22 protein-coding genes and 3 pseudogenes are annotated in these 24148 nt (G+C 44.3%); 5 read left to right on the top strand and 20 right to left on the bottom strand.

What is annotated here, in order from left to right:
• Window positions 1–132: pseudogene (locus tag BACFIN_RS24005) on the bottom strand (ISAon1 family transposase N-terminal region protein); the annotation flags it as partial.
• A gap of 92 nt (window positions 133–224) precedes the next feature.
• A complete protein-coding gene (locus BACFIN_RS22415; RefSeq protein WP_232281669.1) occupies window positions 225–383 on the bottom strand; it encodes a fibronectin type III-like domain-contianing protein in 159 nt (52 codons plus the stop codon).
• Window positions 384–888: 505 nt separating this feature from the next.
• On the opposite strand from BACFIN_RS22415, the gene kduI reads away from it, so the two are divergent.
• The 4 genes from kduI to BACFIN_RS03360 all read left to right on the top strand — a co-directional run bounded on the left by kduI (window position 889) and on the right by BACFIN_RS03360 (window position 5517).
• Window positions 889–1731, top strand: a complete 843-nt coding sequence (gene kduI, locus BACFIN_RS03375) for a 5-dehydro-4-deoxy-D-glucuronate isomerase (RefSeq protein ID WP_007757061.1) — start codon at window positions 889–891, stop codon at window positions 1729–1731.
• Between the two features lie 39 nt (window positions 1732–1770).
• Window positions 1771–2574, top strand: coding sequence for a gluconate 5-dehydrogenase (locus tag BACFIN_RS03370; protein ID WP_007757062.1), 804 nt, complete (start codon window positions 1771–1773; stop codon window positions 2572–2574).
• Window positions 2575–2678: 104 nt separating this feature from the next.
• The gene (locus tag BACFIN_RS03365) at window positions 2679–3920 is read left to right on the top strand and encodes a DUF4861 domain-containing protein (protein ID WP_007757064.1); all 1242 of its coding nucleotides are present in this window, start codon (window positions 2679–2681) and stop codon (window positions 3918–3920) included.
• Window positions 3921–4218: 298 nt separating this feature from the next.
• On the top strand, window positions 4219–5517 hold the full coding sequence (locus tag BACFIN_RS03360) for an ATP-binding protein (RefSeq protein WP_007757068.1): 1299 nt from the start codon (window positions 4219–4221) through the stop codon (window positions 5515–5517).
• A 58-nt stretch (window positions 5518–5575) separates the two neighbouring features.
• On the opposite strand, the gene BACFIN_RS21295 is transcribed toward BACFIN_RS03360, so the two are convergent.
• From BACFIN_RS21295 to BACFIN_RS03345, 4 genes are all read right to left on the bottom strand, one after another.
• Entirely contained in the window at window positions 5576–6040 is a 465-nt protein-coding gene (locus BACFIN_RS21295; protein WP_007757069.1) for a lipocalin-like domain-containing protein, read from the bottom strand.
• 448 nt (window positions 6041–6488) lie between these two features.
• Entirely contained in the window at window positions 6489–7130 is a 642-nt protein-coding gene (locus tag BACFIN_RS03355; RefSeq protein WP_007757071.1) for an outer membrane beta-barrel protein, read from the bottom strand.
• 20 nt (window positions 7131–7150) lie between these two features.
• Window positions 7151–7648 carry a hypothetical protein gene (locus BACFIN_RS03350; protein ID WP_007757072.1) on the bottom strand — a complete coding sequence of 166 codons (498 nt, stop codon included), beginning with the start codon at window positions 7646–7648 and terminating at the stop codon, window positions 7151–7153.
• Between the two features lie 92 nt (window positions 7649–7740).
• Window positions 7741–7974, bottom strand: a complete 234-nt coding sequence (locus tag BACFIN_RS03345; RefSeq protein WP_032839901.1) for a hypothetical protein — start codon at window positions 7972–7974, stop codon at window positions 7741–7743.
• A gap of 79 nt (window positions 7975–8053) precedes the next feature.
• On the opposite strand from BACFIN_RS03345, the gene BACFIN_RS22755 reads away from it, so the two are divergent.
• Complete coding sequence (locus BACFIN_RS22755) at window positions 8054–8209, top strand: hypothetical protein (protein ID WP_153834755.1); 156 nt, start codon at window positions 8054–8056, stop codon at window positions 8207–8209.
• Between the two features lie 267 nt (window positions 8210–8476).
• Here the strand turns inward: BACFIN_RS22755 and BACFIN_RS03340 are convergent, their stop codons facing one another.
• From BACFIN_RS03340 to BACFIN_RS03280, 14 genes and pseudogenes are all read right to left on the bottom strand, one after another.
• On the bottom strand, window positions 8477–9091 hold the full coding sequence (locus BACFIN_RS03340; RefSeq protein WP_007757075.1) for a polysaccharide deacetylase family protein: 615 nt from the start codon (window positions 9089–9091) through the stop codon (window positions 8477–8479).
• Window positions 9092–9103: 12 nt separating this feature from the next.
• Window positions 9104–10510, bottom strand: a pseudogene (locus BACFIN_RS23755) (hypothetical protein); the annotation flags it as partial.
• 201 nt (window positions 10511–10711) lie between these two features.
• Window positions 10712–12667, bottom strand: a pseudogene (locus BACFIN_RS23760) (glycosyltransferase family 117 protein); the annotation flags it as partial.
• Window positions 12668–12784: 117 nt separating this feature from the next.
• The gene (locus BACFIN_RS03330; protein WP_007757077.1) at window positions 12785–13555 is read right to left on the bottom strand and encodes a metal ABC transporter ATP-binding protein; all 771 of its coding nucleotides are present in this window, start codon (window positions 13553–13555) and stop codon (window positions 12785–12787) included.
• A 33-nt stretch (window positions 13556–13588) separates the two neighbouring features.
• Entirely contained in the window at window positions 13589–14515 is a 927-nt protein-coding gene (locus tag BACFIN_RS03325; RefSeq protein ID WP_022275835.1) for a metal ABC transporter solute-binding protein, Zn/Mn family, read from the bottom strand.
• Between the two features lie 28 nt (window positions 14516–14543).
• Window positions 14544–15254 (bottom strand): tRNA (5-methylaminomethyl-2-thiouridine)(34)-methyltransferase MnmD, encoded by a 711-nt coding sequence (mnmD, locus tag BACFIN_RS03320; RefSeq protein WP_007757079.1) that lies wholly within the window; start codon window positions 15252–15254, stop codon window positions 14544–14546.
• 40 nt (window positions 15255–15294) lie between these two features.
• On the bottom strand, window positions 15295–15774 hold the full coding sequence (locus tag BACFIN_RS03315; protein ID WP_007757080.1) for a YqaA family protein: 480 nt from the start codon (window positions 15772–15774) through the stop codon (window positions 15295–15297).
• Entirely contained in the window at window positions 15759–16769 is a 1011-nt protein-coding gene (locus BACFIN_RS03310) for a hypothetical protein (RefSeq protein ID WP_007757081.1), read from the bottom strand. Before BACFIN_RS03310 ends, BACFIN_RS03315 begins: the two co-directional genes overlap by 16 nt.
• 7 nt (window positions 16770–16776) lie before the next feature.
• Window positions 16777–18051: a phosphoribosylamine--glycine ligase gene (gene purD / locus BACFIN_RS03305; RefSeq protein WP_007757083.1), complete on the bottom strand. Its 1275-nt coding sequence runs from the start codon at window positions 18049–18051 to the stop codon at window positions 16777–16779.
• Window positions 18052–18063: 12 nt separating this feature from the next.
• Window positions 18064–20259 (bottom strand): S9 family peptidase, encoded by a 2196-nt coding sequence (locus BACFIN_RS03300; protein WP_007757084.1) that lies wholly within the window; start codon window positions 20257–20259, stop codon window positions 18064–18066.
• Window positions 20252–20836, bottom strand: a complete 585-nt coding sequence (locus BACFIN_RS03295; RefSeq protein ID WP_007757085.1) for an ORF6N domain-containing protein — start codon at window positions 20834–20836, stop codon at window positions 20252–20254. The genes BACFIN_RS03300 and BACFIN_RS03295 overlap by 8 nt, the downstream gene beginning before the upstream one ends.
• 148 nt (window positions 20837–20984) lie before the next feature.
• Window positions 20985–22424 (bottom strand): THUMP domain-containing class I SAM-dependent RNA methyltransferase, encoded by a 1440-nt coding sequence (locus tag BACFIN_RS03290; protein ID WP_007757086.1) that lies wholly within the window; start codon window positions 22422–22424, stop codon window positions 20985–20987.
• A gap of 15 nt (window positions 22425–22439) precedes the next feature.
• Window positions 22440–23345 (bottom strand): serine O-acetyltransferase, encoded by a 906-nt coding sequence (locus tag BACFIN_RS03285; RefSeq protein WP_007757087.1) that lies wholly within the window; start codon window positions 23343–23345, stop codon window positions 22440–22442.
• 181 nt (window positions 23346–23526) lie between these two features.
• Window positions 23527–23922 carry a DUF3836 domain-containing protein gene (locus tag BACFIN_RS03280; RefSeq protein WP_007757089.1) on the bottom strand — a complete coding sequence of 132 codons (396 nt, stop codon included), beginning with the start codon at window positions 23920–23922 and terminating at the stop codon, window positions 23527–23529.
• Between the last annotated feature and the right edge of the window lie 226 nt (window positions 23923–24148).

Genomic DNA, 24148 nt, shown 5'->3' on the forward strand with positions numbered 1-24148 from the left:
ATACTTCTCAGGAACGATATTTTTCTCCTCAAGGTAGAACACAACTTCATTTACACTTTCCTTCACATCAACAAGATCAAAGTAGTCTAAAGTGCCTTCAGGAAGAAGAAGGCGATAACCGTTTAATTCCATAAGCTATGAATTTGGAGACAAAGATAACAATTTATAAATTTACCCCTCAGGTTTTTACATTGACCCTTTTGATACACCTTTCATGAAGAGCGTCACTTAATAGTGAAGGATGCTTCCAGGTTTGCGTTGGAGTCTCTGCCTATCCATAGTTTGTACTCACCTTTTTCTTGTCCCCAAGTCATATCTTTGCGTGTGAAAGAGAGGTCTTCGGGAGAAAGGTTGAAAGTGACTTTCTGGCTTTCTCCGGTAATTCATAGCTTTTTATTTTTTGAGCAAAGTAAAGCTTTTCTTGCTTTCTACTCAAATTCCGGACGTCGTATCGAATACGTCAGTATGAAAAAAGAGAATCTTTTTACTACTATTTCTATACTACATTGGTAGATAAGTGATTGTGTATTAGTTGTGTGTATCTGCTATTTGTCTTTTGTTTCCTGCTGTCCATTTCATCCGTTTTTATGCGCTGTTTAGTTATTTGATGATGATATGGCATGTATTCAGACCTGATTTTGTATCTTGTTTGTTTTTTGCCGGTAGTCTTAAAAAATACAATACTCTCCTCGCTTTAAGTAAAAACTTCCTCCGAAACGTATTATAGTTCGTTAAAAAAGTGTACATTGCAACGTTTCTGGACATTTTTGATGGATAATTGGAACAAAATTGTAATGTTAACCCGTTTTCTTTTGCTATTTTTGCATCGTGTACGCAAACGACGTACATTTAGCAGAGAGGCTTATTCAATAACTAAATAAATAAAGTATGAAAACGAACTATGAAATTCGCTATGCCGCGCATCCCGAAGATGCAAAAAGTTATGATACCGCAAGAATCCGTAGAGATTTTTTGATCGAAAAGATATTTGTCCCCAATGAAGTAAATATGGTGTATTCCATGTACGACCGTATGGTGGTAGGTGGCGCGCTTCCTGTTGGTGAGGTGCTGAAGCTTGAAGCGATTGATCCGTTGAAAGCTCCGTTCTTCCTGACCCGCCGTGAAATGGGTATCTTCAATGTGGGAGGTCCCGGTGTTGTAAAAGCAGGTGATGCGGTATTTGAACTTGATTATAAAGAAGCCCTTTATCTGGGTTCGGGTGATCGTGAGGTGACCTTTGAAAGTAAGGACGCTGCCCATCCGGCTAAGTTCTACTTCAACTCGCTGACTGCACACCGCAACTATCCTGACCGTAAAGTGACGAAAGCTGATGCAGTCGTTGCCGAGATGGGTTCTCTGGAAGGGTCCAATCATCGTAACATCAATAAAATGCTGGTGAATCAGGTACTTCCTACCTGCCAATTGCAGATGGGTATGACGGAACTTGCTCCGGGAAGTGTATGGAATACCATGCCTGCTCACGTACATAGTCGTCGTATGGAGGCTTATTTCTACTTTGAAATTCCCGAAGACCATGCTATCTGTCACTTTATGGGCGAAGTGGACGAAACGCGCCATGTATGGATGAAAGGCGATCAGGCGGTTCTTTCACCCGAATGGTCTATCCACTCGGCTGCCGCTACCCACAATTATACCTTTATCTGGGGCATGGGCGGCGAGAACCTTGACTACGGAGATCAGGATTTCTCATTGATAACAGACTTGAAATAAACAACTACAATAATTTTCCTAATTTAATAACAAAAAATTATGAATCAGTTTTTGAATTTTTCTTTGGAAGGTAAAGTAGCTCTCGTTACAGGTGCTTCTTACGGTATCGGATTTGCAATTGCTTCTGCATTCGCAGAACAAGGTGCTACTATTTGTTTCAACGACATCAATCAGGAGTTGGTGGACAAAGGTATGGCTGCATACGCTGCAAAAGGTATCAAAGCTCACGGTTATGTATGTGATGTAACAGACGAACCGGCTGTACAGGCTATGGTTGCCACTATCGCGAAAGAAGTAGGTACAGTTGATATTCTTGTTAATAATGCAGGTATTATCCGTCGTGTGCCTATGCACGAAATGGAAGCCGCTGATTTCCGTAAGGTGATTGACATCGACTTGAACGCTCCGTTCATCGTTTCTAAGGCTGTTTTGCCCGCAATGATGGAGAAACGTGCAGGTAAGATCATCAACATCTGCTCTATGATGTCTGAATTGGGACGTGAGACTGTATCTGCATACGCTGCCGCTAAGGGTGGTCTGAAAATGCTGACTCGCAATATCTGCTCTGAATATGGTGAATACAACATTCAATGTAACGGTATCGGCCCGGGTTACATCGCTACTCCGCAAACTGCTCCTCTTCGTGAGCCGCAAGCAGACGGAAGCCGTCACCCGTTCGATTCATTCATCTGCGCTAAGACTCCGGCCGGTCGTTGGCTGAATCCGGAAGAACTGACTGGCCCTGCAGTATTCCTTGCTTCTGAAGCTTCTAACGCTGTCAACGGTCATATCCTTTACGTAGACGGTGGTATCCTTGCTTATATCGGAAAACAACCGAAATAATAGTGAGATAACGAGATATTCCGATAAGGTGATAGAATGGTAAAGAGCTTCCTCTTTTCGTCTGTCACCTTATCTTTTTATTATTCATTCAATGTAGATTAATCATGAAGAAGATATTAATTCTGGTTGCTGCAGTCTTGATGGGAGTTGCTTCCTGTGCTGACAGCAAACAGGCAATGACGGTTACAGTGACCAATCCTTTGGCTTTAGAGCGTACAGGGGAGATGGTGGAAGTACCGATGAGCGATGTGGTTGCGAAGTTGAAACTGGCGGACACGGCACAGATTGTAGTGCTTGATGCGGACGGACAGCAGGTTCCCTATCAGGTGACATACGATGAAAAGGTTATTTTCCCGGCTACGGTGAAAGCTAATGGTACGGCCACTTATACCATTCAGCCGGGTGCTCCGGAAGCCTTTAATGTGATTGCTTGCGGTAAATATTACCCCGAGCGTCTTGATGACCTTGCTTGGGAGAATGACTTGGTAGGTTTCCGTGCGTATGGTCCTGCTTTGCAGGCAAGAAACGAGCGTGGATTCGGTTATGACCTTTTCACGAAGTATAATACTACCGAACCGATCTTGGAAGCTCTTTATGCCGAAGAACTTAATCCGGAGAAGCGTGCGAAGATTGCCGAACTGAAGAAAACGGACCCCAAGGCGGCTGCCGAACTTCAACGTGCCATCTCTTATCACGTTGATCATGGCTACGGAATGGATTGCTATGCGGTAGGTCCTACGCTGGGCTGCGGTACGTCGGCTTTGATGGAGGGTGATACGATTGTCTATCCTTACTGCTATCGTACACAGGAAATCCTTGATAATGGTCCGTTGCGTTTCACTGTGAAGCTGGAATTTAATCCGCTGGTGGTTCGTGGAGATTCCGGTGTGGTGGAAACGCGTGTAATTTCGCTGGATGCAGGCTCGTATTTGAACAAAGCGGTGATTTCGTACACCAATCTGAAAGAAACAATGCCTGTGGCTACAGGATTGGTTTTGCGCGAACCGGATGGAGTAACGATGGCGGACGCTGCGAATGGCTATATCACTTATGTCGATCCTACAACCGACCGTAGTGGTGGAAACGGCAAAATCTTTGTTGGTGCTGCGTTCCCTGCACAGGTGAAGGATGCTAAAGTAGTTCTTTTCCAAGAGAAGGAAAAGAAAGAACGTGGTGGGGCCGATGGTCACGTGCTGGCTGTCAGCGAATATGAACCGGGTTCGGAATATACTTATTACTGGGGATCTGCGTGGGATAAAGCTGCTATCAAGACGGCAGAAGCCTGGAATGAATATATGTCCCAATATGCACAGAAAGTACGCACACCGTTGACTGTGGCTTATTAAACTGTTTTGGGTATAAAATACCTTGTTTGTAGGCTGTTAATACTTGTCGTCTCAGGTATTAACAGCCTATATATTAAGTGTTAATACCTGAGACGACAGGTGTTGATACTCTATGCGGCATATTTTAATAGCCTGTATGATAGCTAATAGCTGCTTGTATGCCAAGAGAACTTCCTGATATATTGTTTGCTAATATTTCATTTGCTGATTTACTTTTTGCTATTGTTTCTTTGCATGAAAGAAACTTTTGCTTATTTTTGTCTTCTGTAGAAGGAAAGATTTTATAAAAAGTGTCTTTATGGGAAAGAAAGAATTACTAAAACAACTGATTGCGGGATTTCAGGCATTACTGCCAATAGAAGTCTACCCTCGTGAACTTACTTTGCCGCTTGATAGCGGGAAGATTATAACTGTGCCGGGGGTGAGAAGGTGCGGTAAGTCTTCTTTGTTCCTATTGACGATAAATCAGCTTATTCGCGAACGGATTATTGCGAAGGAGCAAATTCTGTTCCTCAATTTCGATGACGAACGTCTGCACTTGAATGCAGATAATCTAGATGAAATACTTCAGGCTTATCGGGAACTCTATCCGGCAATTCCTCTGAAGGATGTATATATGTTCTTTGATGAAGTACAGATGGCGGATGATTGGCAACCTTTTGTAAGGAGAGTATACGAGCAGGAATGCAGGCATATCTTCCTTACCGGAAGTAACTCTCGAATGCTTTCCTCCGAATTGGCTACCTCTTTGCGTGGCCGGACATTGCAATACGAAGAATTCCCGTTATCATTCAATGAATTTTGTAACTTTACCGATATCAATACAAACTATTATGTGCCTGAGAATCGAGCCAAGCTTGTGAATGCGTTTAAGACGTATTTGCATGGAGGGGGATTTCCGGAAGTTGTATTGGCGGCTCCACTGTATAAAGACAGGATTTTGCAGGAATATTTCTTTGTAATGCTTTACAAAGATCTTGTAGAGAGATATGAAATAAAGAATCCGGAACCGATACGTTATTTTATAAAGCGCGTGATGTCGAATCTGGCTAAGCCTACTTCTATCAATCGTATTTACAATGAATTGAAGTCGCAGGGAGTCAGCATTGGGAAGAATACGCTTTATGATGTGATTGTGCAGACAGAATCTGTCTACCTTTTCTTCTCCCTGACGAAATATGAGCCATCTCTGGTGAAAGAGAGCACAGGAGATAAGAAATATTATTGCATTGATAATGGTTTGCGCTCCGTCCTCTTAAATCCGCATAGTGAAGATAATGGAAAGCTTTTGGAGAATGCGGTCTTTCTTCATTTGCGGCGGAACCTGCGAATCCAAGAGGAGTTGCATTATTATAAGGGGAAGAAAGAGTGTGATTTTGTAGTTGTTGAATATGATAAAGTGACGCGATTGATTCAGGTAAGTTACCAAATGGGGGATGAGGAGACCCGTAAACGGGAAGTTGATGGTTTGTTGGAAGCAGCCCAAGCGACAGGTTGCCGGGAACTGACTATCGTTACGATGGAAGCAGAAGCCGAATGGAAAGAACAAGATATGTCTATTCATGTGGTACCCGCCTGGAAATGGATGCTTAGTTGAGGGCGCCGATATGAATCGGAACCCTCAACTTATGTGAAATATATTTTGGGTACATTGCTTATTGAGCGATTTTCTTCAGAGTCTCTTTTTCATATAATTCCCATCCGGTTTCTTTCCAATGATATTCCCATACAAGTTTGTCTGCGGATATCTCTACAATTTTCATAATATCCGGATCCTCATAATCGTATCCACCGTCATTCGGATAATAGAAGATAAGATGGACAGAGCCGTTTTTTAACTCCCATTTACCGGTTTCACTAGGGTTACTGCTTCCTTTGGAGTAACTATTGAAGGTCATATCAGATTTCAGTTCATATCGTCTGCCGACATAGTATGATGGATTGTCCTCTTCGCGTTCACCATCTTCTATTTCATATCCGCTATGTTCGACGACTTCCCACATACCTACTAATTCATCTACTGATCCGATGGAGTCTTCGTCATCGTCGCCACAGGAATACATACTGAATGATAATAATACTACGGCTACGCAAGTAGCCAGTTTCCATAATGTTTTCATAACTGATTAATTATTAATTAATATTTGATATTATTGTTTGGTAAAGTAGAGTTCATGATCATTATATTTGACTATCATTTGATTTTCTGATATAGATAGAATTTGATTCCATATCCGGCCATGGGCTTAGAGTGATTATTCCGCCTTCTGTATCTTTTGTACAGATATAAGTACCTTTTTCTCTACCGTCAAGTGTTTCGTTTATATACTTTTTTCAATAAAAATCTCCATTGGGTTCGAATTTCCATACCCAATGGTGATTATTCTCCTCAATTTGTATCCAAGTGCCCCATAAGGTTTTTGCATCATAGATATAGAATATATTACTGATTATTTGAAAAAACAGCATTCAAGTCTCTTTTTACGGAGAGAGGAGAACATGAATGCTGAATGAAAAATGATATTGAAAGGTCTGATTTTACTTTTTTTACAATCTTGTTGGTAGAGTTTAGAATGCTACACCTAACCGAATCAGTACGTTGCTTGTATTTGATTCCCAAGTTTTGATAAATCCGCGTTGATAGGTAATGTCGAAATTGAAACGGTCGTACCATATGCCTACGCCGATATTCATTCCTGCGTCAAAACGTTTCCAGTCATCCCAATCTCCAATTTTCACGGTAGTTTCTTCTGTTTTACCATTGTAGTCCTCTTTTTCGGTGATTTTTCCTAAGTAGTCACAACTTACATAGGCTCCGAGATGTGCGTCTAGTGCAATATTATTTGTGATGTTGTACTTATATCCGAATGTAAACGGAGAAATTTGTACGTTGTGTGCTATTTGGCTGATTTCGTAATCATCTTCAGAGTATCCCCAACCACGAGAGCCAAGGCCGAATTCCATCCCCCAATAGGTTCCTATGCTTCCCATCGGTTTCTGAAAGCCATATATGAAGTTGTAACCAAGTTTGCTACCACTTTCATCATCGTCTCCTGTCATTTTCATAACGTTTAAGCCACCGCGTAAGAACCACTGCTTGTTAGACTGTTGTTTTTCTGTTCTTACAATGGAACTTCTGGATGATACGATCTGTGCCTGTGTGCCTACACATAAGAGAAGTGCGGCTACGATTGATAATACTTTTTTCATTGTTTCTTATGTTTTAATAGTTAATTATTGGTTTTTACGACCGGTGCTATTACCCCTTTCTCATCCGTAGGAGCGAGTTTCTTTATCCTTATCCATTCATAATCGTCCTTAGTGGCGGTGTACCATTTACTAAAAACGGCAGGGAAGCCTACCACCGTTACTGTGTAGCCTCCTTCATCGTTAGTTTCCACTTTATAGGTGGCTGCCATGATAACGTCGCTACCGGCATCTTCGTTGGCTTTATAAGTAGCCCATGAACGGACATTGCCCAAGTCTCCTTTCAATCCGATTTCTACTTCTTCACGTGTGAACTTATAGGTGAATACTTGTCGTTTGGGAGTCTCTCCTCCCAGCAGCCTGACTTCCGCTACTACAGGTTTTACACATACTTCGCTTACTGCATCACCTGCACGCGATTGTGCGTCACGAAACTGAAATGTAGACTTTTGAGCATAGCTCTCCAATGTACAACCGAGAATCAATGCAATTAATAGAATTAGTTTTTTCATCTTCATCATTCTGTGAGTTTTGTTAATATGTCGCAAAGGTATGTGAAAGGAACATAACAAAGGGGAAACGGGTAGTTCCTAAAGGGTGACAAATATGTCGCCTATTTGGAGACAGTGTTCGTAGGAGGGATGAGGTTGATCGTATCGGACAAGTCTCTGAAGAAGTCGTGATTGAGGATGCAGGATATACGCCAAAGCAATTGGATATCAATATTCTCTTTGTGGAATATTTTATAGACATTGGGACGGGTACAACACAATTGGGCAGCGAACCAAGTGACGCTACGTCCTTGGTCGTGAAGAATACGTTCGATAAGCTGTCCTGCATGAATCATATCCATACAACTCTGTGTGTTTCGCCCAGATTCCCGTAGGTGAACTAATTTTAGTAAATGTAACTTTGGAAGAATATATATGAAAAAGGCGCGGGAATCTTACCTTCGTCCGTTCCGTGTTCAAGGCCTTCGCAATGCCAGCTACCGGGAACGAACAACGCAGAAAGCCCACGCCGATATGTACAACACCCGCAGCCTCTCTTTGTTTTTCAAAGCGAGGCACGGATGTATATAAGCACACATCAGGAGGACGTCTTCGTTGCAGCTCGTCATTCCGGTAGAACGAAATTTGCGAAGTTTTGAACACCAATGACAAACGCTTGTAAACGTCTTCTCAATATAAAAACGGCTCCCCCTCACCACCCGAAGGCTTTCTGCGGAAGAGTCCGTTGCAAATGTAAATAAAAAAATGAGATTATGATAGGATAGGAGGGAATATATGCTTTGAATTATACGATTTATGTAATTCAAAGCATATAATCAGAGTCATTTATGAGATATCCTAGAATACTTTAAACTCGTATCCTTCTGCTTTTAGGAATTCGATGGCACGGGGTAGGGCATATTGCAAATTCCCGTTGTTCCAAGATTTCAGTGAGTCGTGGAAGGTAATGATAGAGCCGTTACGTACATAGTGTTTCACGTTGTCCAATACCTGTTCGGGACGTATACATTTACTGTAATCGCGGGTTACGAGGTCCCACATGATGATGCGATAGTGGTGGCGAAGCGTATAGTACTGCCGGAAACCCATATGCCCGTGTGGCGGACGGAACAGGTCTGAATGGATAATCTCGTCTACTTTCTTGGCATTTGCCAGATAGTCCGGATTGGAATACTCAAATCCGCGAATATGGTTGAATGTGTGGTTGCCGATGCGGTGTCCGCGCTCTACTACCATTCGATATTCATCCGGGTGCTTGCGTATATTGTCGCCTACCATGAAAAAGGTAGCTTTGATGTGGTGTTTTTCCAATAAATCCAATATCCAAGGAGTAACCTCCGGGATGGGTCCGTCATCGAAAGTCAGATAGACTGCCCGTACGTTCGGATCCATCCGGAAGATTGCTTGTGGATACAACGCCCGGAAAAACCAAGGTGGTTGTTCTATAAACATTGTACTAAATTACTATTTCCCTTTCATTCTCGTCACATACTCGTTGTATAATTGGTCGAGTTGCTCGGAGTAATGTTTTGCGAGTTTTTCTGATTTGTATTTCTCCATTAAGCGAATTTCCGCGTCAAGCAAGCTTGCGTTATATACGAAATTCTCTCCGGCAATGGCAAGCTGGTTATCGTTCAGACTGAGATACCAGATCATATATTCGAGTGACTTGTTGGCAAGGTCGTCAATGATCTTGTTGGCCTTCTCGTTCTGACCTAATTGATAGTAAGATTCTGCCATTTGGAAAGCACCGTTTGCCCAGTCATACGGCACGTTGTAAGCCGGAATCACCTTTTCTGCATAGTCGAGCGCAGCGAGTGCTTTATCTTTCTTGCCCTCTTTGATGAGCTGCCCTACGAGTTGCGTGAAGATGCGACGATGTGTGTAGCACATACGCATCACGTTCTCGTCGATGTATATGCCCGGCTGGTCGATGCCACCGAACTTGAACTTTTTCATCAGGTTGCCGTACATCTTTTCGCTGTCAATCTTGCTGTCCAGCTTTTCCGTATCGAACGGAGTGAAGCGGTAAGCGAGACCTTCCTGCGTGAAGTGATTGCCCATGCCCAAATGGTTCTCTCCGCCTACGGTGATTGCCATATAGATAGGACGTTCCCAGTTGGCGTTAGCGAGCATTTCGAGCATCATCAGTTCATTCTTGTAGAGCGCACGTTTCGGGCTTCCGTTGGCGTCTCTGAGGGTGATCGTCATATATTCGGGGATAGAGTCGCCCAAAGCTTCCGGTATCTTCATGCCGGAGCGGCGTACAGCTTCTTCGTCTATCTTCATCACGATACTGTCTGTTGGAATCAGCGGGAGCTGTATATCCTTTCCGGTCTTTTTGAGAAGCTCCTTCAGCTGGTCGTTCTTGCCGAGCATCCAGCGGTTGATGATTTCCTTCAGTTCATAGGGGTTCTCACCGAAGATGGAGTGTACGAGCGATAATATGGTCGTATCTCCTTTGGCAGCCAATTCGTTAGCTTGCTTGAAGTAACTGTCGATGAAGGCTTTCATTTCCGGGCGTACCGGGATATATTCATTTTGTCCTTCCACATACTCCACACGGTCCCAAGTGATAGGGAGCGATGGAGAATCGTATGCCGGACGCTTCATCTGGTCGATGTACCAATCCGTTTGCAGGTAGCTTAGGTTGCAGGTACGGGCATCTGTGCGGAAGCCTTCTGTTTCCTGATTGTACCACAAGGGGAAGGTATCGTTATCACCGTTCGTGTAGATGATCGGGTTGCCTTTTTCCTGCAGAGTCATCAGGTAGTTCTGTCCGAAGTCACGTGCCACAAAACGGCCACTACGGTCGTGATCATCCCACGTCTGGCTTGCCATTTGTATGGGGACAAGCAAACAGATGATGGAAAGGATGCACGCCATTGCCGCAGACGGTTTGTACGGGATGTAAGTTTCGTATAGCGAGTCGAGCTTATATTGCAGCTCGGCCTCTTCTTCTTCCGTGATAAACTTCGCTCTTTTCTCTTCCAGCGTTTTTCTAATCTTCTCGGCTTCTTCTTCCGTAGCTCCTGCGATGAGGCGTTGTTCGGGTTTCATTCTTGAGCACCACTGAATCAGTCCTGCCACTCCCATACCGACCCAGATAGCGAAAGCATAGAACGAACCGGCATACGCATAGTCACGTTCACGAGGCTGTGCGGGTGTCTGGTTGAGGTAGAGCACGATGGCGATACCTGTCATGAAGAACAGGAAGAATACTACCCAGAATTGCTGGATACCACGCTGGTTGCGGTAAGCCTGCCAGAAGAGTCCGATCAATCCGAGAATCAACGGCAGACAGTAGAATACATTGTGCCCTTTGTTGTTCTTGAGATCTTGCGGAAGCAATTCCTGGTTGCCTACAAGTATGTTATCTATGAACGGGATACCGGTGATCCAGTTGCCGTGTTCTATCTCCCCGCTACCCTGTATGTCATTCTGCCGTCCGGCAAAGTTCCACATGAAATAACGCCAGTACATGAAGTTCAACTGGTAGGTGAAGAAGAATTTGATATTTTCCCACTGGGTAGGCATATTTACCATTACCATTTCCCCGCATTGGTCGTATGGCACATCATGGCCTTTCACGTTCACCCATTGCTTGTAAAGTTGGGCGTGTGAGGAACTGTACATACGCGGGAAAAGCATATTCTGCGCATATTCGTACTCGATACGTCCCGGAAGTTCGATGTAAGAGTCTTTCTCGTCGGGAGAAATCTTCTCTTTGCGGACATACTTGCTGCCCGTTTCCGACTGGCGAGGGATGCAATAGCCGTCTTTTACGTCAAGCGCTACTTTTGAAGAGAAAGCAGGACCGTAGAAAAGCGGACGTGTCCCGTATTGCTCACGGCCGAGATATTCGCCTAGCGTGAAGATGTCTTCCGGCGAGTTCTGATCCATCGGAGTGTTGGCGGTGGAACGGATGACAATCAGCGCGTATGAAGAATATCCGATTACGATCATCATGGTGCATAGCATGGCTGTATTCATGGTACGTGCGGAAATACGCCATTTCTCTTTGATTTTAGCCTGTACGTTCGGAGCAAGATAAATGCCCAAAGCGGCAATAACCAGAATACCGATAACGATACTGCTTGGGCCATGACCGTAGAACGGGATACCCAGCAAGGCAATCGTCAAGATGAATGAAATAGCCATGCGTGTCTTGTCCTTTTCGGTGTAGCTTTCGTATACTCCCCAAATCAAGGCGGCTGCAAGCAGGACGATATAAACTACAACGCCGGAATTGAACGACATTCCGAATCCGTTGACAAACAGCAGTTCGAACCATCCGCCTACTTTCACAATACCCGGCACAATGCCGTAGAGCACGGCGGCTACTAATACGCCTGAACCGAGTAGGGCTATAAAAGAGCCTTTGGCAGTAGCGCTCGGAGTTTTCTTGTAGTAGTATACCAGTACGATGGCAGGCAGACAGAGCAGGTTCAGCAAGTGTACGCCGATACTTAAGCCGGTCAGATAAGCGATCAGGATAATCCAGCGGTCGCTGTGCGGTTGGTCGGCCACGTCTTCCCATTTCAAAATCAGCCAGAAAACGACTGCGGTGAACAGGGAGGAGAAAGCGTATACTTCACCTTCTACGGCGGAGAACCAGAATGTGTCGCTGAATGTATATACCAGTGCACCGACCAGCCCGCTGCCCATAATGGTGATAAGCTGCCCTTTGGTAATGTTGTTCTCGTCGGTGATGATAAGCTTGCGAACCAGATGGGTAATACTCCAGAAAAGGAACAGGATACAGGCACCGCTCATCAGGGCGCTCATGTAGTTCACCATTTTCGCAACTGTCGTTACGTCAGAAGCGAACTGTGTAAAAAGATTCGCCATCAGCATGAAGAAAGGCGCGCCGGGCGGGTGTCCGACTTCCAATTTATAGCCGGTAGTTATAAACTCAGGGCAATCCCAGAAACTTGCGGTCGGTTCTATCGTCATGCAGTAGACTGTTGCCGCAATGATGAATGTAAGCCAACCCATGAGGTTGTTTACGGTTCTGTACTGTTTCATTAGCACTATGGTAGTTTATTCGTTAAAAACAAGTTATGCGGTCGCAAAGATAGTGATTTAACTGCATAATGCAGAAGAAAGTAAGATTTATTAAGTATAAGGGAAACTCTTTGATAGTTAATGATGGTGATGATGCTCTCCTAAAATCCGGTGAGGCAATGTGCCGTGTCCCAATAGCTCGATAGGGCAGTTGAAGTTTCTTTCCAGCCATTCCGTAGTAACGCCTGTATCCGGATGGTAATCCAATGTTTCGTTGACACAAGCGATGGATTTTACCTGTTGCAGCACGGTGCCGATGTCGTGGCTGACAAGGATGATGGCGCACTCTTTATTGATTTCAGCCAATAACTCATAAAGACGCGCTTCGAAACGTTTGTCGATATACGTGCTGGGTTCATCGAGAATCAATACCGCAGGGTCGGAGATAATAGCCCGTCCCAGCAAGGCACGTTGCAGTTGTCCGCCGCTTAATTGTCCGATAGAACGGTGTTCTAGCCCTTCCAGTCCCATACGGGAGATAATCTGTTTGCCTTTCTCTTTCTGTTCGGAAGTGAATCGGGAGGTGAGAGACTTTTGTATGCTCAATCCTGACAGGATCACTTCTTCCACCGAAATAGGAAATTTTTTGTCTATGGTGCTGTACTGGGGAAGATAGCCGAGTGAGGGCTGAATATCAGACCCTTTTGTGGCAGGGATGTGTAAAATAATCTCTCCCCCTGTCGGTTTCAGCAGACCGAGGATACACTTGATAAGTGTTGTCTTACCACCTCCGTTGGGACCGATAATACCTAAGAAATCACGTTCGTAGACGTTCAGATTGACGTCATGGAGAACAGTGCGGCCGTCATATCCGGCGGATAGGTTCTTTATTTCGATGATTGGTTTCATTGCTTGAAATGGCTAGGCAGGTTCTTGATTCTTCTATTTTGCTTCAGCTTGCGGAGCAAGTGCTTGGGCTACGTTCAGCATTTCTTCTTCCCAATCATAGCTTAACGGATTGATGGGGACAACTTTCGTTCCGGTTTGTTGCGCGATGGTTTCCGCATTGCGCTTGTCAAACTCCGGTTGTACAAAGATGACCTGTACGTTTTCTGCCCGACATCGATCTATTAATTCCTTCAAATGAGCAGGAGAGGGTTCTTTTCCTCCTTCTTCGATAGAAATCTGGTGCAGTCCGTAGTCGCGGGCGAAGTAGGAGAGAGCCGGATGATAGATCATAAAGGCTTTGGCTGCCTCCGGTGAAGAAAGTTGTTGGCGAATCAGGCGGTCGGTATGTTGTATACGTTGGCAGAGAGAGTCGTAGCGAGCCATATAATAGGCGTCATTGGCTTTATCCAATTGGCTGAGGGCTTTATAGGTATTTCCTGCAATAATTAATGCATTGGCGGTAGAATTCCATATATGCGGTTCTACAGCATGGATATGGCCGTCGTGGGGGCTATGTCCGTTTCCATGTCCGTGGTCGTTATTGTTCAAGATAAGGTCGATTCCTTTGGAAGTATCGAATACCTGAATATGGGGCGTATTGTTCATCAAGCGGTCCATCCAGGTTTGCTCGAAGCCGATATATCCGATGCGGAAGTAGGCTTTGCTATCCCCTAAAGAAACAAGTTGCTGGGGAACCGGATCGTATGTTTCCGGGCTGGAACCTTTGGGAACCATGCTGAGTACTTTGAACTTATCTCCCGCAATGGCTTCGGTGAAGTAACGTTGAGGCTCCAACGTAACCGTAATTACAGGTTTCTCTTCATAACTGTTGGTTTGGGACGGGCGTCCGGCACAGGCTGCCAATAATAGGCAGACACTTCCCAAGAATAGGTTTCTTATATCTTTTAGTTGTTTCTTCATTGCTCTTTCTATTTCGTGATTTTCTATCTTATTTCTCATTTCTTGTTTTTCGGGCGCGCAATATCTCCCGTTTTCCTCCCGGAGGTCCCGGAAGGCGTTCTACTGTGAATCCGGCTGTTTGTAACATTCTCCGGACAACCCCTTTGGCACAATAGGTAGTCAGGATCCCGCCTTCGTCTAATAAAACGTGAAGACAGTTGAATAGTTCTTGCGACCACATTTCCGGTTGCTTTTCGGGGGCGAAAGCGTCGAAGTAAACCAAATCGAATTGGAAGTTGAAAGTGCTTTCAACTTTCAATTGATTTGCGTCCTTTTCCATTTTCCGCAGGATGAAATGGGGAGTGAGTTGTACGTCTTCTTGCCAGGGAGATGTGTGGAGTTGTTTGAATAGCTCGATGGATGGTTGCAGTTCACCGTTTACTAATAATTGTTCGTCATTGCGGACATATCCGAGCTCTTCCACTGTCTGCCATTCCAAAGGATATAATTCCAATCCGGTGTAATGTATATGTCGGCCGCTCTGTTCGGCCTCTTCGAGGGTGAGCCATGCGTTTAATCCGGTACCGAAACCTACCTCAAGAATACGTGGGGCGGTGGAAGCAGAAGCCTTCAGTCCCATCTCAATAAAGATATGTTGAGATTCCGTGCGTGCTCCTTTCGTCGAATGATAATGTTCATTCAATTCCGGAACAAACAGGGTAGCGCTCCCATCATCGGTTTTCTCAATAATTCTTTTCATCACTCACTCTAATGTTTTGTTATCTAATATTCTTACATTCTTATGTTGCCACTGCATCCCATGCGCTTTCGAGCACATATAGGAGAAGGATATAACGTATTAGTTTGCCGAGAAACATAGAACCTACCGTAATCCATGTGTTGCTCCGCATAAATCCCAGTGCGATGGCAATCACTTCCCCTATGGCGGGGAGGAAGGCGAAGAATGCCATCATGGCTCCTTTCCCTTGCAGGAAGTTTACCATCTTGTCTACTTTTTCTTTCTTTACCTTGAAATATTTCTCAATCCAGGCGATTTTGCCTAAGCGTCCCATGTAATAACATGTCATTCCTCCGGCGGTATTCCCCAAAGTGGCGGACAACAGACAGGCGATAGGAGGCAAGCCAAGCTTGATTAAGGCTACCAATACCAGTTCGGAACTGAAAGGCACGATGCTCCCCGCCAATAAAGCCGAGATAAATAATCCCGGAAGTCCCCATTCTATGAGGAGTTGTATCGCTGAGTCTATAAAAGCGTCCATATATTGAATGCGAATAAAAGGGTGAGACTGACTAAGGAAATGATGAAAAATACATTCGAACTTTTGCTGTTGGTCAGTACAAAAAAGTGTCCTATCAGAATACTGTTGCTAATCATAAGCAATGGCAACAGGTCATTGCAGTAATTCGGTTGGATGGCTATCAGCAGGAAGAGGAAGATGGTCAAGTCTATCAGGAATTGCAGATAGGCGCGTGTGCGTATCTTATCTTCAAACCCGGCAGCGATACAATGAACAGCACTGACAATAAACAGTATAAGCAGATATCCCAATATCGCCAGTTCCCAAGACTGAAGGGTCTGTAGGTGGAAAGCTTCTCCGAAAGTTGACAGCTCGATAAAAGGACGGTAGAACAGGTCCATCTCATTGTAGAAGAATGCGTGTCCGAACAGAAACCAGTAAGGCAACATCCAGCCGAGCAGTGCCCCGCAGAAACTGCGTAGGGTGAGAGATTGGAAACGATAAGCCTCAAGTATCCAAAGTACCGAAAAAACAGTTAGTTGGGGAAAAATGATACTTCCCATTCCGATAAAGAGGAAGGAATAAAAAAGGTAACCCGCCGCGTGTGATTGCTGGTAGCTTCTGAACAGGAAATAGATGGATATCAGAGAAGCCAAAGCGGCAATATCTCCCGCATATAGCAGATGCATCTCCGGACAGACGGTGACAAACAGGAAGTAAATGGCTGTCTGCATGGAAGCCCTCATACGGATAATGCCGAACTGATTGTTCAGTTCTATTAAGAAATAGCCGATAATGGCGTAGATTAGGAAGCTGACGATCTGTTCCGCCCAGCCCGGAAGCAGGAAGCTCTGTATGGATTGCCAGAAGAAAGGCTGGTTGTCCTGTGTGGGGATGGATGCGAGTTGGGGAAATAAAAAGGAGGTCGACACCCAGCAAAGAGTGCAGATAAGGGTAACGGCAGGCAGGGTGAACCGTCCTGCCGTTACTTGATTCTGTAACCTTTTATTTCTCATTCGTCTATTATAAATCGAATCCGATATCGCGGCGGAAGTACTTCTTGTCGAAGTTGATCATATCCGCCACCTTATAGCTCTGCGCCAATGCTTCTTCTTTGGTTGCACCGTAAGAGCAAACGGCGATGACACGTCCTCCGTTTGTCATTACTTGCCCGTCTTTCATTGCTGTTCCGGCATGGAAGATGATACTGTCCGTAGCGGCAGCTTGTTCCAGTCCGCTGATGGGGAATCCTTTTTCGTAGGCTTCCGGGTATCCGCCACTGACGAGAATGACACAACCGGCTGAACGTGGGTCCATAACCAATGTCTTTTCGTTCAGATTGCCTGCGGCAGTGCCTTCAAGCAGTTCGACGAGATCACTTTGGATACGGAGCATGACGCTTTCTGTTTCCGGATCGCCCATACGGACGTTGTATTCGATAACCATCGGCTCGCCTTTTACGTTGATAAGTCCGAGAAAGATGAAACCTTTGTAGGTGATGTTTTCTTCTTTCAGTCCGTTGATTGTCGGTTCGATAATACGTGTGCGTACTTTTTCCATGAACACTTCATCGGCGAACGGAACGGGGGTTACACTGCCCATACCGCCTGTATTCAGTCCTTTATCGCCTTCGCCGATGCGTTTGTAGTCTTTGGCAACGGGGAGGACCTTATAGTTTTCTCCATCTGTCAGTACGAACACGGAGCACTCGATACCACTTAGGAATTCTTCGATGACAACAGTTGCAGATGCAGAGCCGAACATACCGCCGAGCATTTCTTTCAGTTCTTTCTTCGCTTCATCCAGAGTAGGAAGGATAAGAACACCTTTCCCGGCACAAAGTCCGTCGGCTTTCAGTACGTAAGGAGCTTCCAGTGCTTCGAGGAAGGCCAGACCTTCTTCGATGTTGGTGGAAGTAATGCTCTTATAACGGGCTGTCGGGATATGATGACGCATCATAAAGCCTTTTGCAAATTCCTTGCTTCCTTCCAGCTGTGCTCCCTGTGCGGAAGGACCGATAACGGCAATATGTTTTAACTCCGGGCGATTCTGGAAATAGTCATAGATTCCTTCTACCAACGGATCTTCGGGACCCACTACTACCATTTCGATGTTTTCTTTCAAGGCGAAAGTACTGATAGCGTCAAAATCAGTTGCTTTGATATTGACATTCTCACCTACGGCAGTTGTTCCGGCATTACCCGGTGCAATGTATAGTTTTTCAACTTTCGGACTTTGGGCTATTTTCCATGCAAGTGCATGTTCGCGGCCACCCGAGCCTAGTAATAATATCTTCATAATGAGTTGGTATTATAGATGTTCTTCAAAATATCGGGTAATTTTCTCGTGCAAATGTACGCGGTCACGGCCCATTACGTTGTGTTTATGGCACGGGTAAATGAACAGGTCGGGATAGGTGCGTGCGTCTACGCAGGCTTTCATGAACGATAGGGTGTGCTGCGGCACACAGGTGTCATCATGATCGTCATGGATAATCAACAGATGGCCTTTCAGCTGTCCGGCTAAGTTCTTCAAATTACACTCCTTGTAGCCTTCCGGATTCGTTTCGGGTGTATCCATATAACGTTCGCCGTACATTATTTCGTAGTACCCCCAGTCTATCACAGGACCTCCGGCAACACCTACTTTGAATATTTCCGGATAGCGGAGAAGCAGGGCAGTAGTCATGTGTCCTCCGAAACTCCATCCATGTACGCCGATACGCTCACTGTCCACGTAAGGTAGGGATTTCAGATATTCTATACCTTTTACTTGGTCTTTACCTTCTTCCACACCGAGACGCCGGAAAGTAGCGTTCTCAAATGCTAGTCCACGGTTACTGCTGCCACGATTGTCGATGGTGAACATGATATAACCTTTATTTGCCATATAAGTATCCCACCCGCGTGCACCGTTCTGCCATCCTCCGGTGACACATTGTGCATGAGGACCTCCGTAGACATAGACGATGACCGGGTATTTCTTGCTTGAATCGAAGTCTGCCGGTTTCATGATTCGGAAATGCAGGTCGGTAGTGCCATCGGCTGCTTTGATTGTTCCGGTTTCGATACTTGGCATTTGGTAACCTTCGTAAGGACTTTTGGCGGTTAGCAGATTGACGGTTTCTTTGAACTTCTTTGTGTCTACCAGATTGATAATGCGGGGTTGGTCTTTGGTCGAATAACGGTCGATAAGATATGTGCCGGATGCATTGAGCAGTCCGTTATGTTCGCTTTCTTGAGAGGTACTGAATGGCTGATTCATCTTTCCGTTGGCGGTGTTAACGGCGAAATGTCCGCTCTTCAACCCCTCTATGGCAGTGAAGATGATATCTTTGCGTTTGGCATTGAATCCCAGAATCTCACTTACCAACCAATCTCCTTTAGTTAGTTGTTTTACCTTACAGTATTGACGGTATGTGCCACCGTTGGCAGAAGTATGTGTTTCGGGATATATCTTGGTGTGTGTATCGAAGAGATAAAGGTGGTTGTAGCCATCCCGCTGACTTTGGTAGATGAACTTGGTGTCATCCCATGGCAAGAATACGATTGGATTTTGCGGTTCGACGTATTTGGGATGTGTCTCTTCATATAAAGTCTGCATCAGCTCACCTGTCTCTGCATTATATTGGCAGAGTTTGACATGGTTCTGATCGCGGTTTACCTCTATGAGATAAAGACTTTTTTCGTCCGGTGCCCAACTGATATTGGTGAAATAACGATTGGTGGGATCGCCTGTATTCAAGTAAATGTTTTTATCGGTAGAAGGGTTATAAATACCGACTTGTACCTTGTGGCTGGTCATTCCGGCCATCGGATAACGTATGTTATTTACTTCTCCTACACGTGCTGTGATGTCTACAAGCGGATATTGAGTCACCATACTTTCGTCCATACGGTAGAAAGCGAGCAAATTGCCTTTCGGACTCCAAAAGGTTCCTTTGTTGATACCGAATTCATTGCGGTGCACAGATTGTCCGCAAACGATACCTTCGGGTTCGTTGGTGATTTGTCGTCCGTTGACATACAGATTGTTTTTTACGGTATAGGCGAGATTCTTATTGATAGCATAGTCATAGTTGGCAGATGGTTCTTTGGGTAGGTCATCTCTGCCGATAACTTCTTCCTTCTTCCAATTGTAAACAGCATAGCGGACGTTTCTAGGTAGCAATACTTCCGTTTTGTCATCCCAGAGGAATTGGAGGTCGTAAAGATGAGATAACTTTGGGTATCCGGCAGATGCCAGTGCTTTGTTTACTTGTTCACGGGTGAACAGGACTTCTTCTTTTCCTGTTTGGGGTTGAACCGAATAAAGAGTGTCGATGCCCGGTTTGATGCATTCGTCACCCCACCATTGCAGTCCGTACAGGTTTTCTGCATAGAGGTAACTCTCGCCGCCCGGAATCAGTTCTTCCAGCATCGGCTTTTTGGTTTCTTGTGCCATAACATTGAATCCGATTGGTAGTGCCAACAATAACAGAATAGCTCTTTTTCCAATTTTACTCATTGCTCTTTTCTTTATTATTTGTTTTAAATCCTTCTATTTTTACTCTGTCCAAAGGAGTCTGCTTTATTTGAATGGCAGCACTCAATTTGGCAAAAGCGGTGAATAGGTCATCAAATTGCTTCTCGTAGCTTTCTCTGTCGGAGGATATGTCCTCTTCCAAGTATTCAATCCTTTTCCTCAATTCTTCCAATTCCTGTTTTGGAGCATGGGAGAGCAGGTATTGGCGCATGTGGACAAAGGCTCGCATGATGTTGATGTTGACTTCGATGGCTTTTTCACTATTTAAAAGACCTGATAGCATTGCGACTCCTTGTTCGGTAAAGGCATAAGGTTGATATCTAAACCAGTTTATTTCTAAGGTGCCATTTTGGCACCTTATGTTGTTTATCAGTAAGTTAGCTTCTGCTTTTGTAAGCTGAAACATAAAATCCGCAGGAAAACGATTTATATTTCTTTTTACTGTTCGTTTTAGGTTCTTTGTTTCAATCTCATACATTTCTGCCAAATCAAAGTCAAGCATAACCTTTTGTCCTCTGATTTCATATATTTTGTTTTCTATAATAACTAATTCATTCATTTTTAGTCTAATTGGTGGTTTACTATCTACGCCTATTACTTAACATTATTGTTGTTTGAACTTGAGATCACAATTTGTGACCTCATATGTCTATCAGTTAGTTAATAGGCAATTTGGCGTCAATGTATAATTAAATATTGATGCTTGTTTATTCCTCTTCCTTCTTCGGAATCCTCGGCTCCCGGTTCCCCCTAAATTCTCTTGGCCCTCTTGAATCTCTTCCTCCGCGGAATTCTCCCCGTGGCTTTCTATCTCTGTCATCACCTTTGAACTCATCACCTTCTCTGCGCGGCTTGTATTCTCCCTCTCTGCGAGGTCTGGATTCACCATCCCGACGCGGTTTGAATTCACCCTCGCGGCGTGGCTTAAATTCTTTTCTCTCTCTGAATCTTGGAGCCTGTTCTCCTTCAGCCTCTTTCTTTTCTTCTCCCTCTTCCTGGCTCTTGAATTCTTTGTATTTTCCGTCAAAAATCTCATATTTGCGGAACTCACACTCCAACGGTCCATTGAACAAAGGAACCTTCTGACTTGCTTTCAAACCAATCTGGTCGAAACACTCTTCCCGATAAGAAAGCACCCATGCTTCGTTTCCTACAAACGCATGTTTCAGACGTTCGCCGATCATTTGATAGAGGCCGAGCAAATCATTTGTAGAAATACGTTCTCCATAAGGAGGATTGGTAATGATGATTGATTTCTCTTTTGGCTGTTCAAACTGCTGGAACGGTTGGAGTTTCAGCACGACGTCTTTCGACACACCGGCAGCTTTTATATTGTGAGTCGCAATCTCATTCGCTTTCGGATTGTTATCATACCCATAAATCTTATGAGTAAACTCACGCTCCTGGCTGTCGTCATTGTAAATCTCATCGAACATATCCGCATCGAAATCCACCCATTTCTCGAAAGCAAATCCTTTACGGAATACTCCCGGTGCAATATTTTTTGCAATCAGTGCCGCTTCGATAGGAATAGTGCCCGAACCGCACATCGGGTCAATCAGGTCGCATTCTCCACGCCATCCGGTCATCAGAATCATGCCGGCAGCCAATACCTCATTTAACGGGGCTTCTACCGCTTCCTGGCGATAACCGCGACGGTGCAGTGATTCTCCTGAAGAGTCCAAAGACAAAGTGCAAGTAGTCTGTGCAATGTGAATATTCAGCAGTACGTCCGGATTGTTGATGCGGACAGACGGGCGTTTCCCGGTTTTCTCGCGGAAGTAATCCACAATCGCATCCTTTACCTTATATGAAACGAACTTTGAATGGCGGAATTCTTCGCTGAACACTACCGCATCAATGGCAAATGTCTTGTTTACATCAAGATATTCTTCCCATGGAATGGTTTGTATCTGATTATAAACCTCGTCTGCATCTTTAGCAGTGAAGTTTTTAATTGGTTTCAGAATGCGGATAGCAGTACGAAGGCAGAAATTGGCTTTATACATCATACGTTTATCTCCACTGAATGAAACCATTCGACGGCCTATTTGAATGTCGTTGGCTCCTAATGTTGTCAGTTCCTCTGCAAGTATCTCTTCCAGTCCTTGGAAGGTCTTGGCTATCATTTCGAATTGTTCGCTCATATATATTATTTGATATTATTTTTTTGCTTTGGTTTGTACGATTCTTGCTCCGGCAGGCACGTTCTCCGTTACCCAGATGTTACCTCCTACAGTTGCATCGTGCCCGATAGTGATTCTTCCCAAAATAGTGGCGTTGGAATAAACAATAACATTGTCCTCCAGAATAGGGTGGCGGGGAATCCCCTTGATAGGCTTTCCGTCAGCATCCAACGGGAAACTTTTGGCCCCCAAAGTAACACCTTGGTATAGTTTGACATTATTACCGATAATACTGGTTGCACCGATTACGACACCCGTACCGTGGTCGATAGTGAAGTAACTGCCTATTTTAGCTGCCGGATGGATATCAATCCCCGTTTCGCTATGCGCCATTTCTGTGATGATACGGGGAATTAAGGGCACTCCGAGTTCCAGCAATTCGTGTGCTATCCGATAATTGCTGATAGCTTTAATAGCTGGATAGCAGAAGATTACCTCTCCATAGCTTTCAGCGGCAGGGTCACCGTTATAGGCGGCTTCCACATCTGTTGCCAGTATTTTCCTCATGGTGGGCAGTTTGCTGATAAACTTAGCGGCAAGGCGGGCTGCTTCTTCCCGTTTGGAATCGGAGCAGACGTTGCATTTTCCCTCTATGGAAGTACTGAAACACAATCCGGCCAGAATTTGCTCTGCGAGCAGATCAAATAGTTTTTCAACGTTTACACCAATGTGATAATTGATAGTCCGGCTGTTAATGGTCGAATTTCCGTAATAACCGGGAAATAGAATAGAGCGTGAGAGCTCGATAATTTCATACAAGACTTTAGCAGAAGGCAGTGGTTCGCCATCTTTGTGTTGATGAAACAGTCCTTTGTAAGATTCGCTTTCCGATAGCTCATCGACTGCCTGTGTCAGAATGTGGGTGAAGTTCAGTGGACTCATTAGGTCAGTTACTCATATTTATATGGGTACAAAGGTATTAAAAAAATAATAAGATTGATTGGGATTCAGGATAAATAATGTATTTTCACGTGGAACATCCGATTATATAATGTGAAATGCCACTTCTTCACCAGAAGCGGCATTCCTTGCTATTAGAATATTAGAATGAGAGAGAGTTTTGTTACATATTTGTATTATCCATCGTAACGGTCATTTCGGGAACCAATACGTAGGCTTGCTTTTTAGTGTTCCATTTATAGTAGTTGGTAGTGACGGTTTTACCTTCGTAAATATAGTTGATTCGTAAATCTTTTTGCCATTCATCCTTGTCACTGTCCCATCTCAAAGCTTCACTTTCAACCATCCGTTTGCTATCATCGTACTTATAATTGTACTTCATGTAGTTAGCAAGGGTACTTCCGTCCATTTTGTAAACGGTTTGTCCTATTGTCATACCATTTTCTTCTACCGGATTGTAGATCAGTTGACCATCATTGCTGCGCGCAGAAGTGGCAATTGATGCAACCAGAAGAACTGCTGATACAACGAACATCTTTAAAAATACTTTGGCTTTCATGGCTATTTAAGTTTTTGAGTTATTCTTTCATTTTTCTATAACTGCATCTGTTTTACGCTGCGAAATTACATATTAATTTGGTATTTATGCAATATTGAAGATGAAATATTATCAAAATGTCAGATTTGTGCGTTAGTATTGACTTGCTTTTTGGCAATATTGGTGACAAAAAAATATCCGGCAGTCAATCTGCCGGATATAGGATGAATCACTTCGTTGAAAAAGT

Origin of the sequence: Bacteroides finegoldii DSM 17565 (assembly GCF_000156195.1) — a bacterium.
Lineage (GTDB): Bacteria > Bacteroidota > Bacteroidia > Bacteroidales > Bacteroidaceae > Bacteroides > Bacteroides finegoldii.

Bases quoted from the DNA above. Each gene is read 5' to 3' on its own strand.
- kduI (WP_007757061.1), top strand. From the start codon at position 889: ATGAAAACGAACTATGAAATTCGCTATGCCGCGCATCCCGAAGATGCA.
- BACFIN_RS03370 (WP_007757062.1), top strand. From the start codon at position 1,771: ATGAATCAGTTTTTGAATTTTTCTTTGGAAGGTAAAGTAGCTCTCGTT.
- BACFIN_RS03365 (WP_007757064.1), top strand. From the start codon at position 2,679: ATGAAGAAGATATTAATTCTGGTTGCTGCAGTCTTGATGGGAGTTGCT.
- BACFIN_RS03360 (WP_007757068.1), top strand. From the start codon at position 4,219: ATGGGAAAGAAAGAATTACTAAAACAACTGATTGCGGGATTTCAGGCA.
- BACFIN_RS21295 (WP_007757069.1), bottom strand. From the start codon at position 6,040: ATGAAAACATTATGGAAACTGGCTACTTGCGTAGCCGTAGTATTATTA.
- BACFIN_RS03355 (WP_007757071.1), bottom strand. From the start codon at position 7,130: ATGAAAAAAGTATTATCAATCGTAGCCGCACTTCTCTTATGTGTAGGC.
- BACFIN_RS03350 (WP_007757072.1), bottom strand. From the start codon at position 7,648: ATGATGAAGATGAAAAAACTAATTCTATTAATTGCATTGATTCTCGGT.
- BACFIN_RS03345 (WP_032839901.1), bottom strand. From the start codon at position 7,974: ATGATTCATGCAGGACAGCTTATCGAACGTATTCTTCACGACCAAGGA.
- BACFIN_RS22755 (WP_153834755.1), top strand. From the start codon at position 8,054: ATGAAAAAGGCGCGGGAATCTTACCTTCGTCCGTTCCGTGTTCAAGGC.
- BACFIN_RS03340 (WP_007757075.1), bottom strand. From the start codon at position 9,091: ATGTTTATAGAACAACCACCTTGGTTTTTCCGGGCGTTGTATCCACAA.
- BACFIN_RS03330 (WP_007757077.1), bottom strand. From the start codon at position 13,555: ATGAAACCAATCATCGAAATAAAGAACCTATCCGCCGGATATGACGGC.
- BACFIN_RS03325 (WP_022275835.1), bottom strand. From the start codon at position 14,515: ATGAAGAAACAACTAAAAGATATAAGAAACCTATTCTTGGGAAGTGTC.
- mnmD (WP_007757079.1), bottom strand. From the start codon at position 15,254: ATGAAAAGAATTATTGAGAAAACCGATGATGGGAGCGCTACCCTGTTT.
- BACFIN_RS03315 (WP_007757080.1), bottom strand. From the start codon at position 15,774: ATGGACGCTTTTATAGACTCAGCGATACAACTCCTCATAGAATGGGGA.
- BACFIN_RS03310 (WP_007757081.1), bottom strand. From the start codon at position 16,769: ATGAGAAATAAAAGGTTACAGAATCAAGTAACGGCAGGACGGTTCACC.
- purD (WP_007757083.1), bottom strand. From the start codon at position 18,051: ATGAAGATATTATTACTAGGCTCGGGTGGCCGCGAACATGCACTTGCA.
- BACFIN_RS03300 (WP_007757084.1), bottom strand. From the start codon at position 20,259: ATGAGTAAAATTGGAAAAAGAGCTATTCTGTTATTGTTGGCACTACCA.
- BACFIN_RS03295 (WP_007757085.1), bottom strand. From the start codon at position 20,836: ATGAATGAATTAGTTATTATAGAAAACAAAATATATGAAATCAGAGGA.
- BACFIN_RS03290 (WP_007757086.1), bottom strand. From the start codon at position 22,424: ATGAGCGAACAATTCGAAATGATAGCCAAGACCTTCCAAGGACTGGAA.
- BACFIN_RS03285 (WP_007757087.1), bottom strand. From the start codon at position 23,345: ATGAGTCCACTGAACTTCACCCACATTCTGACACAGGCAGTCGATGAG.
- BACFIN_RS03280 (WP_007757089.1), bottom strand. From the start codon at position 23,922: ATGAAAGCCAAAGTATTTTTAAAGATGTTCGTTGTATCAGCAGTTCTT.